General features: G+C 55.3%; 11 protein-coding genes. 4 read left to right on the top strand and 7 right to left on the bottom strand.

All coding sequences use genetic code 11. From position 1 onward, the window contains the following. Positions 1-60: 60 nt before the first annotated feature. Together NHH03_RS02455 and NHH03_RS02450 are read left to right on the top strand one after the other, a co-directional pair. Positions 61-2,478, top strand: a complete 2,418-nt coding sequence (locus NHH03_RS02455; protein WP_253154152.1) for a DUF1588 domain-containing protein — start codon at positions 61-63, stop codon at positions 2,476-2,478. Then, positions 2,465-3,796 (top strand): DUF1552 domain-containing protein, encoded by a 1,332-nt coding sequence (locus NHH03_RS02450; RefSeq protein WP_253154151.1) that lies wholly within the window; start codon positions 2,465-2,467, stop codon positions 3,794-3,796. Before NHH03_RS02455 ends, NHH03_RS02450 begins: the two co-directional genes overlap by 14 nt. On the opposite strand, the gene NHH03_RS02445 is transcribed toward NHH03_RS02450, so the two are convergent. Together NHH03_RS02445 and NHH03_RS02440 are read right to left on the bottom strand one after the other, a co-directional pair. Further along, a complete protein-coding gene (locus NHH03_RS02445; RefSeq protein WP_253154150.1) occupies positions 3,793-5,235 on the bottom strand; it encodes a DUF1501 domain-containing protein in 1,443 nt (480 codons plus the stop codon). The two genes, NHH03_RS02450 and NHH03_RS02445, sit on opposite strands and share 4 nt — an antisense overlap. Beyond that, on the bottom strand, positions 5,225-8,458 hold the full coding sequence (locus NHH03_RS02440) for a DUF1553 domain-containing protein (RefSeq protein WP_253154149.1): 3,234 nt from the start codon (positions 8,456-8,458) through the stop codon (positions 5,225-5,227). The genes NHH03_RS02445 and NHH03_RS02440 overlap by 11 nt, the downstream gene beginning before the upstream one ends. Before the next feature lie 186 nt (positions 8,459-8,644). On the opposite strand from NHH03_RS02440, the gene NHH03_RS02435 reads away from it, so the two are divergent. After that, positions 8,645-9,928, top strand: a complete 1,284-nt coding sequence (locus tag NHH03_RS02435; protein ID WP_253154148.1) for an MFS transporter — start codon at positions 8,645-8,647, stop codon at positions 9,926-9,928. 111 nt (positions 9,929-10,039) lie between these two features. Then, positions 10,040-11,407, top strand: coding sequence for a Gfo/Idh/MocA family oxidoreductase (locus NHH03_RS02430; protein WP_253154147.1), 1,368 nt, complete (start codon positions 10,040-10,042; stop codon positions 11,405-11,407). Between the two features lie 10 nt (positions 11,408-11,417). Here the strand turns inward: NHH03_RS02430 and NHH03_RS02425 are convergent, their stop codons facing one another. From NHH03_RS02425 to eda, 5 genes are all read right to left on the bottom strand, one after another. Continuing rightward, the gene (locus NHH03_RS02425; protein WP_253154146.1) at positions 11,418-13,172 is read right to left on the bottom strand and encodes a proteasome accessory factor PafA2 family protein; all 1,755 of its coding nucleotides are present in this window, start codon (positions 13,170-13,172) and stop codon (positions 11,418-11,420) included. A gap of 60 nt (positions 13,173-13,232) precedes the next feature. Continuing rightward, positions 13,233-14,057, bottom strand: coding sequence for an XDD4 family exosortase-dependent surface protein (locus tag NHH03_RS02420; RefSeq protein ID WP_253154145.1), 825 nt, complete (start codon positions 14,055-14,057; stop codon positions 13,233-13,235). 199 nt (positions 14,058-14,256) lie between these two features. Continuing rightward, entirely contained in the window at positions 14,257-15,702 is a 1,446-nt protein-coding gene (locus NHH03_RS02415) for a sulfatase (RefSeq protein ID WP_253154256.1), read from the bottom strand. Between the two features lie 108 nt (positions 15,703-15,810). Then, positions 15,811-16,860, bottom strand: coding sequence for a sugar kinase (locus NHH03_RS02410; RefSeq protein ID WP_253154144.1), 1,050 nt, complete (start codon positions 16,858-16,860; stop codon positions 15,811-15,813). Further along, positions 16,860-17,534: a bifunctional 4-hydroxy-2-oxoglutarate aldolase/2-dehydro-3-deoxy-phosphogluconate aldolase gene (eda, locus tag NHH03_RS02405; protein WP_253154143.1), complete on the bottom strand. Its 675-nt coding sequence runs from the start codon at positions 17,532-17,534 to the stop codon at positions 16,860-16,862. The genes NHH03_RS02410 and eda overlap by 1 nt, the downstream gene beginning before the upstream one ends. Positions 17,535-17,637 lie beyond the last annotated feature (103 nt).

The raw sequence follows: 17,637 nt of genomic DNA, 5'->3' as shown, positions 1-17,637 counted from the left end.
CGACTGAGAGACAGCAAAGTCGATTTCGGCCTGTCACATTGACACCCCTCCAGGGATTGCATGAATCTAAACTTGGCAACCATTCGCTCGAATTCGATTTCGAAAGCTGGCCACTGGGCTGGCTGGGATCGCTATTTTTGTTGGACCGTGTTGGTCTGGATTGCGATCGTCGGCAGCGGTTTCGCCGATCAGCCCGTTGCCGATCGACCTGCCAGTGATTTGATTTCACGCGGTCAAGCGATCTATTCCCAACAGTGCCAGTCCTGTCACGGTGAAGGCGGACGCGGACAAACGGATGCCTACTCGGATCCGCTATCTGGCGATTCCTCGCTAGGCGAACTGACAGAAATCATCGTCGATACGATGCCGGAAGAGGATCCCGAGCAATGTGTCGGCGCCGACGCCGAAGCGGTCGCGAAATACATCTACGAATCGTTCTACTCCGCTGCGGCTCAACTGCGCAATCGGCCTCCGCAGCAGCAATTGTCGCGTTTAACCGGTGGTCAAGTCGAACAGAGTTTGGCCGACCTGTACCAGCACTTTTACGAACCGCCGTGGCGGGAAACCAAACAGGGTTTGAACGGTGCCTATTTCGATGCCGGCCGGTGGGACAAGGACAAACTGAAACTAGAACGCGTCGACCCCGTCTTGGATTTTGATTTTGGCCGCGAATCACCTGTTGAGGGTGTGGATGCCGGCGAATTCTATATTCATTGGTCTGGCTCATTGCTCGTCGAACACAGCGGACGCTACGAAATCGTCGTGCATTCGACCTGTTCGATGAAGATGCGTTTCGGCAACCACGACAACGTGTTGATCAATAACAACGTGCAGTCGGAGGGGAAAACCGAATTTCGTCGTAGCCTGAATTTGATCGGCGGACGGCAGTACGCGGTGCTGATCGATTTCACACAACGAAAACGCAAAACCGAGATGCCGGAAGCCAAGTTTTCACTTTGCTGGGTGCCGCCCGGTGGGACCGAAACGGTGATTCCGCCCGAGAATCTGTTGCCGTCGACGCTGCCCAGTTCGTACGCGCTGCAAACCAAATTGCCGCCGGACGATCGCAGCTACGGATACGCTCGCGGAACGTCGGTGGACCGTCAATGGAATGACGCCATGACCGCTGCCGCGCTGGATTTCGGCAATGCAGCTGCCAAAGAATTGTGGCCGAACTACAAACGCAAACACCGCAAGGATTCGGATGAAAACCGAGGTCGATTGCGGTCGTTCTTGACCGAGATGGCCGAAGTGGCTTTTCGTCAGTCGCTGGATCCTGAAACGAAGAAGTTGTACATCGACGATCAGCTCGCTGCGGTGGATGACGACCAACTGGCGATTCGTCGTTGCACCCTGATGCTGATCAAGTCGCCTCGATTTTTATATCCACTAATAGACGAACAAGCCTCGGAAAGTCATCAGGTGGCCAACCGGCTGGCGTTGACGCTGTTTGATTCCCTGCCGTCAGATCGTTGGTTGTTGGAAGAGATTCGCAAAGACAAATTCCGGCTTGATCAAAAGGGAGCGGTCCAACGGATTCGCAGCTCGGCCGAGCGGATGGCCGGCGACCCGCGTTTGCACGGCAAGGTCATGCAAATGTTTTTCGAATGGCTGGATATCAACCCGGCTTTGGAAATCACCAAGGATCCCGAGAAATACCCCGGATTTGATAAGCTGTTGACATTGGATTTGAGACGTTCGCTTGAACAAACCGTCAGCGAAATTTTCTGGTCTCCGGAAAGTGATTACCGGCAACTATTCCAGCAAGATTGGAATTGGACCAACCAGCGTTTACACAAGTTCTACGGCGCGGCCTGGGAGCCATTGGAAGCGGGCGACTCACAATCACTCCAGCGTAGCCGATCGGACAAAAACGTCACGTTTGGCGTGCTGACGCACCCGTTGGTGATGAGCCATTTGAGTTACTATGAAACCAGTTCGCCCATTCACCGCGGTGTGTTTTTGGTCCGCCGTGTGTTGGGACGAACGTTGCGTCCCCCCAATGAAGCGTTCACGCCCCTGAACCCCGAATTACACCCCCACCTGACCACGCGACAACGCGTCGAACTGCAAACCGGCGACGCCAAGTGCCAGGTTTGTCACCAGAAAATCAATCCGTTGGGATTTGCACTCGAGAATTACGATGCGGCGGGACGATTCCGCAGCACAGAACACGAACAACCGATTGACTCTAGTGGCGGTTATGTCACACGCGCTGGCGAATCCGTTTCATTTGCAAATACCGCAGACTTGGCCCGGTTTATGGCTGAGAACGATGATGCACACCGTGCCTTCATCGAACGAGTTTTTGAGCACTTCGTCAAACAGCCCTTGGCGGCTTTTGGCGAAGAAGTCGGCGAAAAATTGGTGACACAATTCCGCCAAAGTGGTTTTAATATGCGGCAGCTGATCGTTGAGATCGCGGTCGTTGTTGCGACGCAGCCCCAACCAGAGGAAACAACACATGGATCGACGTGAATTCTTGACCCGAACGGGAATCAGTGCGGCCGCGGCAAGCTTGGTGATGGGGTTGCCCAGTCTGGCACTGGGATCAGCCGGCTCATCGGCGCGACGGCGACGAGTCGTGTTTGTCTTTAGCCCCAACGGGGTGATCCCAGATCATTTCTGGCCTGACAATGTTGGCAAGGGATACGACCTGAAACGGATTTTGGCACCGTTGGCCGAATTCCAAGACCAAATGCTGACCATGAAAGGCATTTGCAATCAGATCCAAGGCGACGGTGACGGCCACATGCGCGGCATCGGTTGTCTGTTGACGGGGATCGAATTGTTCCCCGGCGACATCCAAGGCGGCAGTGACACGCCGGCCGGTTGGTCGATGGGCATTTCGGTTGACCAACACATCAAGAATCGTTTGCAAGCGGACGCGGCGACTCAAACCCGATTCGGATCGCTGGAGTTCGGAGTGATGGTGCCCGACCGCGCCGACACCTGGACGCGGATGTCCTATGCCGGTGCGAACCAACCGGTTGCTCCCATTAGCGATCCCTACCAAATGTTTGATCGGTTGTACGGCCAAACCAAAAACCGACAAATGCTGGCGAGCGTCTTGGACGGATTGTCCGGTGATTTCAAACGTGTCAGCAAAGTCCTCAGCAAAGAGGATCGACGGCTGTTGGACTTGCACTTGGACTTGGTCCGCACGGTTGAAAAAGAACTGAAGACCGAGTTGGCTGCGGCGACGAAAAACGATTCGGCTAGCCATGCAGTGCCAAAGTTGCCGCCAAACATCGAAGAGCAAAATGACAACATGCCACAGATCACTCAGATGCAAACGGAGTTGCTGGTCAACAGCTTTGTAGCCGACTTTGCTCGTGTGGCCAGTTTCCAAATCACCAACAGCGTCGGTCAACCGCGGATGCGGTGGTTGGACATCAACGAAGGCCACCACGGTTTGTCGCACGAACCGGATAGCAACGAAGAAGCGTACGAGAAACTGATCCAGATCAACACGTGGTACGCCGAGCAAGTCGCGCACATGGCGCGGCGGATGAAAGAGACGCCGGATCCATCGGGTCACGGTTCGCTACTGGACAACACCACCATCGTTTGGACCAACGAGCTTGGCAAAGGCAACTCGCACACCCGAAATGACATCCCGTTTGTGATGGTCGGCGGCGGACTGGATTTCCAGTTCGGCCAAGCCTATGACTTTGGCAAAGTGTCGCACAACCGCTTGTTGATGAGCTTGTTGGAAGGCATGGGAATGCCCGAATCCAGTTTTGGTAACCCAGACTTCTGCGGCGACGGTGCACTGACGGGAATCATGGCCTAGCTGACCAGCTGTTCAAAGAAGCGGCCTTCGTTAACCGTTGGCCGCTCCGGACGCCCTTTGTAGTTGTAGACCAGTTTCATATGGTCCAGCCCCAATAGATGAAGGATGCTGGCGTGCAAATCGTGCACGTGCATCCGGTCTTCCACGGCATGCAGTCCCAAATCATCGGTGGCGCCAATCGTTTGACCACCTTTGATACCGCCACCGGCCATCCACATGGTGAACCCGGTCGGGTTGTGGTCGCGACCGTTGCCCTGCTCGGACATCGGTGTTCGCCCAAATTCGCCGCCCCAAACCACCAACGTGTCGTCCAGCATTCCGCGTTGTTTCAGGTCTTTCAGCAGCCCGGCCACTGGTTTGTCAGTGGCACGGCACAGACTGGAATGATTTCCTTCGATCCCCTTGTGGGCATCCCATTTACTGCCCGATCCGCTGTAGAGTTGGACAAAGCGGACGCCGCGTTCGACGAATCGACGCGAGAGTAAACACAGCCGTCCGAACACCTCGGTTTCTTTGTCATCGATTCCGTACAGACGTTCGGTTTGTTCCGTTTCAGCTGACAGATCGACCGCTTCGGGCGCATTTGCCTGCATGCGAAATGCCAGTTCGTAACTGGCGATACGCGCATCCAGCTCGCTTTGTTGTGGATGCCGGTTGGCAAAGTTCTGATTGATTTGATTCAGGAAATCCAGTTTGCCCGCTTGGTGCGCGGCCGTCACCTCAGCCGGCGGAAACAGGTTGGGGATCGGCGTTTGGCTTTGCTGCAACCCGACTCCTTGGTACTCGGCCGGCATGAAACCGGCACCCCAGTTCCGTGGCCCGTTGACGACCGAAGTCTTTCTGTCTTGCATCACAACAAACGCCGGCAGATCAGCGTTTTCGGATCCCAACCCGTAGTTGACCCAGCTGCCCAGTGACGGACGTCCTCCCAAAATCGAGCAGGTATTCATCAAACAGACACCGGCGGAGTGGTTGATGCCTTCGCCCCAACAGGATCGAATCACTGCGATGTCATCGACACAGGATGCCGTGTGAGGCAACCAATCGGAAACCCAGGTGCCGGCTTGGCCGTGCTGTTTCCATTTTCGTTTGCATGCCAGTAAATCCGACCTGGATTCACCCATCGCCGTGATGACTTCGCCAAAACTTTCGGGCAGCGGTTTGCCGGCCAACTCGTTCAACAGCGGTTTGGGATCGAACAGGTCAATATGGCTGGGGCCACCTTCCATAAACAGAAAGATGACGTTCTTGGCACGGGGGCGATGATGGAGCCCACTGGCTGTCGTCGCGTGCAAATCAATGCCTTGGTGGGCCAACGATCCCGCCGCGTTGGCGGTCGAATTCATCATTGCCGAAAGCGCCAACGCCCCAAAACCACAACCGCTGTCACGCAGGAATTGACGTCTAGAATTGGTCCACGGGGAATCATTATTGAACATACAGGAACTCGCTGGAGTTAAGCAGGACGTGGCACAGATCAGCCAAAGCACGACGCTGCGGTGTTTCAGTGATTTCATCGCCACGACCAAGTTGCAAATCAATCTGCTGCTCAGACTGATCTTTCAACAACCCCGCGGCGGGATCAAATTTCCAATGACCGATGGTGACTTTGGTGGAGGATTCGTCACGTAGCAGCAGTGCTTCGTCGTCCAAAATTCCACTGGAAAATCGAACGTCGTCGATCAGCCCGTCAAACACGCCATTGTTGCCATTGATGCGTCCGCCGATTGCGATGCCCGCATCACCACCAAGTCCGCCGATCAAATCATGTTCCATTGTCGCGATGGACATCGGTTGCTCATCGTCCGACAAGTCTTGCAGATAGAACGTGACCGACCCTGGTTTACCATCGGCTGAGAGTCGAAACGTCGCGGCGGCATAGTAAGGTTTTCCCAGGTCGACGTGTTGATCTGAAAACACCGCGGCTTCGGCGGTCTTGCTTTTTCCGTTATTGCCATAAACATGCAGCACCAGGGTCTGCGGCTTCCGGCGCGAGCCCTTGCCGGTGACACCGAACGTCCAACCAGCAGCCCCTTGTTTCGCGGGCGCGGTGGAGACAATTGAGCGGACCGCACCCGATTCATAAACACTGCCGAGCTGAAAGATCGTTTCAATGGTGAATTCGTCGGTTTGGATCCCCGGGTGTGGCTGGGATCGAGGAATCGCTTGGCCGTCGGGCTTGATGACGATGGAACTGCCATTTCGATAGGGCAAGATCGAGGTCTGTAGGTCGTTCTGATCGGGTGCCGACGGTTGGCTGTAGCGTGATTGCTGGGTCGCGAGAAATGTTTGAGCGGACTGGCGTTCGGCATCACTGGGATCCCGTCCGAATGCAAGTTGCCACAGTTGGTCGATGGCAGCAGCGGGCTGTTGATCGTCGACACGGCGGCTGAATTCTTTGGCATGATCCAACATCGCTTGGCTGTTGATCAGCATCAATGATTGCAGTGGGTTGGTGGTCGTATCACGCGCCGCGCTGCTGGAGAAAAACAGTGGCAGATCAAACGCATCAAGTAACGGGTTGCGAGAGTTGCGTGTGACAACGGTGTAGATCGAACGTCGAAGTTTGTCATCCGACGCGGCGGGACCACCGGCCTGGTCATTCAATCGATCCGAAACAGCCAGAATTGCGTCTCGAATCTGTTCTGCATCCAGCCGTCGTACGTCACCACGCCAATACCACTGGTTGGTCGGATCAATGACAGAAAATGCTTCCATCTGGGGGTGAAGACTGGATTGCCGGTACGTTGCTGAAGTCACAATTAGCCGGTGCAGTGGCTTTAATTGCCAACCTTCTTCAATGAACCGTCCGGTCAACCAGTCCAGCAGTTCGGGATGCGTCGGTGGGCCACCCAAGAATCCGAAATCACTGGCGTTGGGGGCCAAGCCGCGACCGAAATGAGTTTGCCAGATTCGATTGACGATCACGCGTGTGGAAAGTGGATTGCTGGCGTCGGCGACCCAGTTTGCCAGCTGACTGCGGCGCCCGGTTGATGTTGCCTGTGGCGACTGATCGGTGGAGACCAACGTTTGCCCAAATTCCGTTGGCTGGGAAACATTCAGAATGGAAAGAAACGCCGGTTCGACCTCTGTGCGTTTCTTGGGGATCACCGTGAGAGGCGCACTTGCGCAAGCATCACGAACAGATTGGGCCACCGGCAAAGCGGCCGGTTTTAAATGGTCAAACTGAGCCAACTCGCGGCGCAGACGGAGAATCGTTTCTTTGTCGGTATCGGAGAATTTCTGGTCCATCCGTTCGTATTCGAATTCGACTTGCCGCCAGACCAATTCAGAGATTTGCAACTCATGCGGCGTCTTTTCCGATTCCGGTTTGTTGTACATCGCTTGCACGGAAAGCGGAAACTTGATCACTGCCACGGTTTCGGCTTTCTTGCGGTATTTGGATTCCAGCGGGTCAAGCTGGGCCCGAATCGATTCGGTCGCTGCCAACCATTTCGCTTCCGCCGCCGCATATTCGCTGCGCTGTTGCTGCGTTGCACAGACGGCGTCGCGGTCCAGCAAAATCGGTTCAACGAAGGCTCGCAACGCGAAGTAGTCGCGTTGTAGCACCGGATCGAATTTGTGATCGTGACAACGTGAACACTGCATGCCGACGCCCAAGAAAACGTCACCCAACGTGTCAGTGATCTCGTTCAGCATCATGTCCCATTGGCCGACCGCATCACGACTGTTGTACTCGTAAATCCCATGTGTCAAAAAACCGGTGGCAATGCGAGCGTCTGGATCATTGGGATACAGTTCGTCACCGGCAATCTGCTCTTTGACAAACCGGTCATACGGTTTGTCGGCGTTGAACGATTTGATCACGTAATCGCGGTAGCGCCAGGCGTCTGGGCGAAGGTGGTCGGCGCGGTAACCGTCTGAATCGGCATAGCGGGCAACGTCTAACCAATGCCGCGCGAATCGTTCACCATAGGCAGGACTTTCCAACAGCCGATCGACCAACGACTCGTACGCTTGGTCCGATGTGTCCGCCAGAAACTGGTCGATTTGCAGACGTGTCGGTGGCAACCCCGTCAGATCAAAACTCACGCGTCGAATCAACGTTTCTCGCGATGCCGGCGGTGCGGGGGCTAGCCCCTGTTTGTCTTGCTGATTCGCAATGAAGTGATCGATTTCATTGATCGCCCAATGAGCTCCTGCGGTGGCAGGAACGGCCGGTTGGGATAGCGGCGCGATCGCCCACCACTGGCGATCTTCGTCGCTGAATGTTGGTGTTTTGTCCGGTGATGGCAAACGAAGATCCTTGGCCGACGCTCCCGGCCAAGGCGCACCGATTCGAACCCAGGTTTCCAACGCCTCGATCTGGTCCTTGTTCAGTGGACCTTTGGGGGGCATTTCGTATCCGTCGTAGTGCACCGCTTCGATCAACAGACTTTCGTCAACTTGACCCGGCACGATGGCGGCCCCTGAATCGCCACCGCGGAGAATGCCCGCAAGTGAATCCAAACGCAGGCTGCCCTTTTGGCTCTTTTCACCGTGGCATTTCCAACAGTGCTCGGCCAGCAACGGGCGGATGCTGGTTTCAAAAAAGCGAATGTGTTCGGGATTGGCGGAATCCAATTTCGCCTCGGCCCCCCAGACATTGCTAGACATCACTGCAATGGAAAGGGAGGCCAATAGCAGAAGCAGGCGTAGCATCGCGAACCTTGCGAATGGTGGGGACTCGTAACGAGCAAAAGCGGGGGAGGGACGGGTATCACTCAGGATAACCCATGCGAGGTGCGAAAGGGCGATTCTAACTAGCGGGTTTGGGATCGACCGATATAGTGCGTCCTACACTCACACAATCGTCGCGGGATCGAGAAACCTACCGAAAAAAGCTGAATGAATTTCCTTTCTAATCGCCTGGCGAGACGTTTGCCGTTTTTTTACGGCTATTTGATGCTGCCGCTGGCGATGCTGATGCAATTGGGGACCAGCGCCGGGCAAACGTTTGCAGTCAGCGCCTTCACGCCGTTTCTGTTGGATTCATTGCACCTGTCGCAAAGCCGGCTTGGGTTGGCCTACATGCTGGGAACCATGGCCGCCGCGATTCCATTGTCCCTGGTCGGCCCGGCAGCCGATCGACATGGTTTGCGGCGTGTGTCGGTTGTAGTGATCACGGCACTCGCCGGCGCCTGTTGCTTTGCATCGACGGTCAATGGATTTTACGGATTGTTGGCGGCGTTTTTCCTGCTTCGATTCTTGGGACAAGGATCGCTGTCACTGCTGGCCGGCAACACCACTGCGATGTGGTTCCGCGATCGCATCGGCCGCATGTCGGCAGTGTTGAGCGTCGGGTCGGCGATCGCGTTTGCTTGGGTGCCACAGTGGCTGGCCGAATGCATTACGCAGATCGGTTGGCGAGCGACCTATCAAGTGATCGCAATGCTGCTGGTCGCGTTGCTATTGCCGTTGGTGTTGCTGTTCTACCGCAATCGCCCCGAAGACCTGGGGCAACTGGTGGACGGTCGTACGAAACCGCGTTGGGATTCGGATTTGGATTCAGCGTCGACGATGTCAGATCAGATACCGGATCCTGATTCATTAACATTGGCCGCTGCCTTACGCACCAAGTCGTACTACCTGCTCGCGCTGGCCAATATTTTCTGGGCGATGGCTGGAACCGGCGTGCTGTTTTATCTGTTCACACTGTGTGATGATCGTGGCTTGCCCGACGGCACCGCTGCAACGATGTTCAAAGTCCTAGGTTTGACGATGTTGGCGATGCAATTTGCCGGCGGCATGCTGGCCGATTTCATGCGACTGAACCGATTGATGGGCATCGGTACGGTGATGGTTGCTGTGTCATTGGCTTGGCTATTTGTCGATCGCAGTTGGACCGGGGCGATGGTCTTCGCAGCCTTGTTCGGCGGCGGTCAGGGGATGTTGATCACTGTCAGCGGAGTCGCCTGGGTGCGATTTTACGGTCGACAACACCTCGGCAGTATTCGCGGCGCGGTCTGGTGCGGAACGGTCGCCGGCAGCGGTTGCGGCCCGTTATTGATGGGCTGGGCCAAAGACATCACCGGTGACTATGACCCGGCAATCTTGTGTTTTGCCTGTCTGATGGCACCGCTGGCGGTTGCAACGTGGTTCATCCAACCGCCAATCCCGTCCAGGCCCTGACACGGTTCGATTGAGCGGTGTTCCCCCCGGCAATGACGAATCGACTACATTAGTGGGCCTTCTGCGTTTCCTCGCCTGTTGCGTCAAACTCTTATCCAGTGGATTCAATCAATGTCAAATACTCGGCGCCAATTTCTCAAAACCACCGCTGCCGGTTCTGCTCTTGGAATGACTGCATCGGGCTTGCCCTTTGCGTCTGAACTACATGCCCAAGACGCAGCAAAGAAACTTCGACTCGCCGCAATCGGCGTCGGTGGGTCACGCGGGCGTTACAACCGAGGCGGCAGCGTCGCGCGGCAAGCCGCTCAGTTCGCAGACATGATCGCCGTTTGTGACGTTGATGACTTGCACACCGAGGAATTCAGCCAGTCGTTCGGCGGAAAGTTGAATAAGTATCGCGACTATCGCGAGATGCTGGAACAAGAAAAGCCCGATGTGGTCACGATCGGAACCCCCGATCACTGGCACGTTCCGATTGCGATCGCAGCACTCAAGGCTGGCGTGGATGTGTATTGTGAAAAGCCGCTGACGCTGACGATCAATGAAGGAAAACTGATCCGCTCGGTCGTCCAAGAAACCGGTCAAGTGTTTCAAGTGGGAACGCAACAGCGCAGCACCGCTGATAAATTCCTGACCGCCATCGCAATGGTTCACTCGGGTCGTTTGGGCGATAACGTCAACGCCTATGTTGCCATCGGCGGCGCCCCCGGCGATGGACCGTTTGAATCAACCGAGGCGCCCGCGGATTTGGATTGGAACCTGTGGGTCGGTCCAGCTCCTCAAGCTGACTACTGCGAAGAACGACGCCGCATGTTTCGCTGGTACTTTGAATACTCCGGCGGCAAAATGACAGACTGGGGCGCCCATCACATCGACATCGCGCAGTGGGCCCTGGCACCCGGCGAAGACGGTCCCACGCGAATCAAAGGAACGGGGGAATTCCCATCGACCGTCCCCAGTGATTTGGATTGGGCGGCGTTCCTGAATGGCGATGTCAAATTGCCCAACGGATACAACACCGCTACCAAATTCAACATTGAACTTGCCTACGACAACGGTTCAGTGATGAGTGTGAACGATCATTACAAACGCGAAGGCGAAAACGTTGACTTCCCAAACGGGATTTTGTTCGAAGGCGACAAAGGACGTATTTTTGTCAATCGTGGCAAACTTCAAGGAGCCCCGATCGACGCGTTAACCGAATCGGACAAGTCCGAGTTGCAGAACTACATTCAAAAGCTTTGCAAAGGGAAGACGCCCGGTAACCACATGGGCAACTTCTTCGAATGCATCGGCGACCGCTCCACACCGATCTCCGACGTGTGGTCACATCATCGCACCATGACGTCCTGTCACCTGTGCAACATCGCTTTGATGACCGGTCGAGAGTTGAATTGGGATCCCAAACAGGAAAAATTTGTCGGCGACGACGACGCCAATCAACTCCTTGGTCGTAAATCACGCGACTTCTCAGCGTAGAGATCACCCCTCAGAATTGGATGCGTTTTCTCTGCTTGCCCTCACCGATCACCGCATAGCTCCAATCACAACTGACCGGTTGATCGCCTCCGGCAAACTCGCGGATCAACCATCCGCGTTTGGTGGCCGGCGAATCCGGGGGCGGCGTGCGTCGGCGCTTCTCAATCCGTTCCTGCGTAATCAACGCCAGTGACGGATTCATCGCAATCAGTTTCCGATAGTAGCCATCGGGTGACAGTTCGTGGTAGCGCAGGTCGGTCTTCTTGCGCGAAACCCACTGTGAATCACTGCCCAACTGATCCATCATCCATCGCTTACTTAACCAATCCACTCGCCCCAGCGCCGGGATCACGTTGCGGGCATCGCGACGGAACGCTGCGACCACATTGATTAACTCGCTCCAACGTTCAATCACCAGCGCTGCCTCGCCGACACTCTCGGGCGGCGTTTGCGAGACAAACTCACGAGCCGATTTAAGATAGCGACGTTGAATTTCGAGCGCGCTCAATTTGCCTCGACTGGTTTTCACCCGTCGCACCAAATTCCAATCCGTCGTGATGTCGTGCAATGCATCAATCGGGCGGTCCAAAGTGATGAAATCTTTTGTCACACCCGATTCGATCATGTCCAAAATCAGTGACACCGAACCGAGTTTGACGTATTCAGCCAACTCGGAAAGGTTCGAATCGGACAGCCCCAACTGAAATCGCTGTCGACGGTGAAGCATCGCTTTGGTGGATGTCAGTGATAAAAACGACTTCGCACAGAACTGTCCCAACCAATGTCCGTACACATAAATTGGTCGCTCGCCGTTGTAACTGCCCATGTCCGACACCGTGTCAATCGCCATCGCTTTGGCGCTCAACCGATACCTGCCATCATGATCCAGATCACCGGTCCCACAAATCGAAACGCGAGAAACCAAGAGTGCGGTCAGATACTTGCGTTGTTTGCGAAACGCCACATGGCGTGCAACCAATCGCAAAATGAAAACTGTCGGCAGATGCACCAACCGCAACATTCCCGTCAACGTTGACTTCACCCATTTGGGAAGCGTCTCGAACAGCTCACCGGGCGATTGGTTGGAGTCGGACGATTCAGGAGAATCCAGACCCTTGATCCGACTGAAAAAATGGACGCCTCTAAATCGAATCAACATCACCATCGCAAAAGCGAGGGAAAGAACCGGAAGTGCAGCCAACATGCTGACAACTTGCAATCCCCACAGCAACACAATGCAGCAGCGATAGATCAGCAACCACAATCCAGAGGCAACGATCGCTTCATAGTTTTCTTGGCAGCCATAGACATGTCCCAACGCATCGGTACTGTTTTTCAGCACACGCAGATCGATCTCTTGTGTCGCTTCCGTTGCTGCTTTCGCGACCAGTTCATCGATCGATCGTTGACAGGCTAACAATTCGTCAGGGCTGCGAACTTCCGGCGTAGCAATTTCGACCAATCCGCCCGGCAAGGAATGCAACGATGGGTGCGATTCAAAGGTGACTGCGCCTCCACTGGCAAGAAACAGTTGATCCTGGTCAAACACACCCGGGACGGTTGGTTGACCACCGCGAATCGCCGCACAAATTCGAGCGTAGATCTTAGCCGATGCCGGTAATTCTGAACTCGTTAGATCGGGACGCCCGGCAACCAGCGTCGCATACTCGGTCTCCATGCCCAACAGTCGCGAAACCAGTTGCGGCGCTGTCTTGCCTTGACGCGGCTTGATTTCAACCGGTGGTGATTCAGACGCGGTTCCCATAGCGGGTTCTTAGCAAAGTGAAGATTTCAGCGATGACGGTTGCTTCACTATAACGGCTAATCAGCTCGCGATCTGATTTCGCATTCGTCTTCGGCCCACTAATCCCGCACTCATCAACAGCCATATCGCCAGCGAACCGGGTTCTGGTGTCACCGACGGATCGCCCTCTGGGGGATCCGAAACAGTACTGCCGACGAAAGCGTAGTCGGATCCAAATTCGACGTACGAACCAGCACCTAGAAAACCTAGATCATCCAGCGCGGTGTCCAACGTCAGATCAATCACGACACTGCTCTGAACAAAGGTCTTGCCGCCAGGCAAATCGCTGCCCTTCGCAACGAGGCCGTAATCCAAGCCGCCTGGTAAACCGGATCCACCCGAGAACGGCTTCACTTTTTGCCCGCCGTTGCTGTGCGAGGTCACACTCGAAGTCATCGATCCGATCTGCGCAGCAGTGGTGTTGTGGAGCAAACGCCCCGCCAAAGCGTCGTTTCCAACCCCCTGGTTGGAGAACCCATACTCGTTGTTCAGATCAAACTCCGGTTTTGAGCTTGGATTCTTCTTGTTCTCCTTTTCAGCTTTCTTCGTGACCAACTGCGAACCGTCAGCCAATTTGACAGATCCACCCGTGATCGAAACGCCGGCTCCCAAATTAAAATTCAGCGAGCTCAAGACCATGTCGGAACTGTCAGCTGAGCCGCCGAATGGTGCGACAGAAGTGTTCGAAAGCGTAATCTGCAGCTGATTGCTACTCACCAACTCAAAATTGGCGGTCGCATTCAGCCCAGCGGAGCTGCCTTGACCTTGATACGTGACCATCACGCCGGCCGATGCGGCAGCGGGGCAAAGTGCAATCAGGGCGGTCAGCGCAACCAAAATTTTCATACCGGTCTTCAATCGTACAATTTGAGTGGGGGGGGGCACGTAAACAGTAACTCGAGGGGGCGCGATCGTGAAAAATCGCGTCGCCAGTGTGCAACTACATGCCTGTACGAATGAATCGCGTAAAGCGGATTTAATACCTGCCAACTTTCCTGAAAAAACAAACAATTTCCTGAAAAAAGAAACGAAATCATTTGCCGGCTTAATTCACGTCGACCGCTGATCGCTCCAACAGGTCGTTATCGCGGATTTCAGCCAGTTTTGCCTTCAACTTTTCCTGCATCTGTTTGACAACCGGTTGAAATTCTGTCCGTTCGGCCAAGTTCGTGTACTGATTGGGATCAGCGTCGACATCGAACAATTCGATCCCCCCCGAGCCGTCTTCCCGGTATTGAATGAAGGCAAATCGATTTTCGCGGATCAAAAATCCTTTTCGCATCGGCGCGACGCAGAATGCCGATTCACGGACGGTCACAGTGGGGTCATCCAACATCGCAGAGATGTCGACCCCCTGAATGTGTGGTGGGACCTCCAATCCGCACAGCGATGCAACGGTGGGATAAAGATCCAGCAGCTCGACGAAGCTACTGCAGACAGCGGGCTGTTTACCTGGCACACGAATGATCAACGGTACCGCAGCCGACTCGTCACGCAGCGATACCTTGGCCCAAAAATCGTGTTCGCCCAAATGGTATCCGTGATCGCTGGTGAAAATCACAATCGTATTGTCTGCTTTACCCGACGCATCGAGCACGCTCAGTACCTTTCCGACTTGGGCGTCCATATAGCGAACCGCAGCGTAGTACCCGCCCACTGCCTTCTTTTGGCGGCGAAAATCCATCTGCATGTTGCGACTGGTCTTGTAGTTGATTCCCAACGTGGGAATGTCATCCCAATCGCCGGGAACTTTCGGCGGCAGCTCGATTCGGTCGTAGGGTTTAAAATCGGCAAAGTATTCGCGTGGCGCAACGAACGGCACATGCGGGCGGACAAATCCGACACCCAACCAAAACGGATCAACGCGTTCCTGTTGCAACAATTCGCATGCCTTCGTTGCTGTCTTGCCATCGGAATGAACCGAATCATCGCCATCGGCTTCTACGACGACAAACGTATTGCCACCGACAACTGGCTTGGTACCGTTGGGATTGCGTTCCAGCGTTTCGCCATCGCCCTCAGCTCTCCATTCCGGTCCGGGACTGTTAAATCGCTGCGTCCAAGATCGCTCGTCATCGGCGCCGTTGTAATCTTGGTCAGTCCCATGATCTTCGATCCCGCCGGGAACGCCCATGTGAAAAATTTTACTGACTCGCGCCGCGAAATAGCCATTGTTTTTAAAATGCTGTGACCACGTCGCTCGGTCGCCGATTTGAGGGCGCGGATTTTTATACCCAAACACACCTGTTGCGTGCGGGTAGTATCCGGACATCAACGAAGCGCGTGATGGACCGCAATAGGTGCCTTGGCAGTAGGCCCGAGTAAACCGTGTGCCACTGCTGGCTAGCGCGTCGATGTTGGGAGTCGAGCAAACCGTATTGCCGTAGCACGACAGCGCCGTTGCGGTCAAATCGTCTGAAATGATGAACAAGACGTTCATCCGATCCGGCTCCGCAGACAAAGATTCTTTCGCCGTGATCCCTGACATCATCAACAGAATGAATCCCCAGGTAGAACAAAACCGATGCATGATCAAGCTTGGTGGGCGTAGGGGTGCGTGCGGATGGAAATGGAACGAGTCGATCGGATTGTACACCAATCAGCGAACGATCCGCCCCGCGCCATCGCCCTGAACTAACGCTTCGATTTCGTCGCGTGAGATCAGTGAAAAATCGCCACTGATCGAATGTGCCAAACAAGCCGCTGCAGTCGCGAACGCCACCGCTGATTTCGAATCCGATAATTCGTCGGTGTCGATCGCAAACAGTAACGCTCCGTAGAACGCATCGCCGGTTCCGATGCGATCCACAACATCAGTGATCTCGTAGGTCCCGTCCGCGTCGGGGGCGTGAAACATCTGGCGTCGATTGACGTCGTAGAGTGACGCGGCAAACGATTGATGCGTCGACGAAACCGAGCGCCGCCGCGTCATCGCAATTCGAGAGAGTCGCGGATACTGTCGACTGATTTCCGACGCCAACGATTCGATCTCACTGTCGTCATCGATGCCCAACGTCATCACCGCGTCGCTGCGCCCACAGATCAGCAGGTCGATGCGTCCAACGATTCGTTGCATCGTTGTCGCGGCCAACTGTTCGGGCGAATCGCTAGGGTGCCATCGCCACAGTTTGCTGCGGTAATTCATGTCACAAGCCACTTGAATCCCGCGCGTTTCAGCCTCGCCCAAGACCACACCGATTAGATCGGCCGCCGTAGACGAAAGCGCTGGCGTGATCCCAGAAATCACCAACCAGACCGCGTCGGCAAAGATGGCTTCCCAGTCGTAGTCGCTGGCGGGTGTGATCGCGCAGCTCGATTGGTCGCGGTCATAAATCACTTGTCCGGGACGTTGATTCACGCCGTGTTCGACAAAATACAAGCCCATCCGCCCCTTGTCGGTCAACAACACGTGATCCACGTTGACTCCCTGCCGTTTCAGAGTCGCCAAACAGGAGCGTCCCAGTGCGTTTTCCGGCAGCGCCGTCACGAATGCTGCGTCCCCACCCAAACGATTGATCAAGGCAGCGACGGACGCTTCCGCCCCGCCAAAATTCGTCTCCAGGCTACCTGGCAATGCTTGCTCAAAGCGTTGAAACCCTGGCGTACTCAACCGTACCATGATTTCTCCCAGCGTCACAAATCGACTCATCAGCCTGCTTCCCCGGGTGGTTGGATCGACAGCTTCGCCGCTTCGCTGGCTCGTTGCGTAATCGTTTTCCAATCCCGCTGGCGAATCAGTCCGCGCGGTGCAATCCAGGAACCTCCGATGCTATGCACCAACGGATCTCGTAAGTAGTCCGACGCGTTCTCTTGATCAATCCCACCCAATGGAATGAACTGCAACTGGAGATGTGCATAGGGATTTGCGATCGCACGCAAGTACGCCATCCCGCCCAAGTGTTCGGCGGGAAAGTACTTCATCAGTCGGCATCCTGATTGCAACGCGGATTCGATGTCCGACGGTGTCGCAATGCCTGGTGCGAATGGCAGGCGGATGTTGGCAGCGGCTTTGATCACAGCGGGATTGGTGCCCGGTGCCACCGCAAACGCAGCGCCGGCATCCGCCGCCTCGTTGACCTGGGTGGGTGTCAACACCGTTCCCGCCCCGGCAATGATCTGGGGGAAATGCTTGCGGATCCGGGCGAGCGCATCCGTTGCCGCCGGAGTCCGCAACGTCAATTCGATCGCTCGCACACCGCCATCCCACAAACTTTCGGCCAACGGTAGCGCGTCGTCGGCGTCGTCGATCACCAACACCGCGATCACCGCAGCCTGTTGAAGCCGCGCCGAAAGAGCCACGGAAAAGGAATTCTCGAATGTCACAGTTGTTAAATCTCGTCGGCGCGATACCAAGAAACGTTGGTTGCGTAACCAAGCATCGGCACCCCGACCGGGCTTGTGGCGGTTAACATATCAGTTCCCCTCC

The sequence above is a fragment of the Stieleria tagensis genome, assembly GCF_024129865.1.
Classification (GTDB): domain Bacteria; phylum Planctomycetota; class Planctomycetia; order Pirellulales; family Pirellulaceae; genus Stieleria; species Stieleria tagensis.
This window is presented reverse-complemented; position numbering and strand designations above follow the sequence as displayed.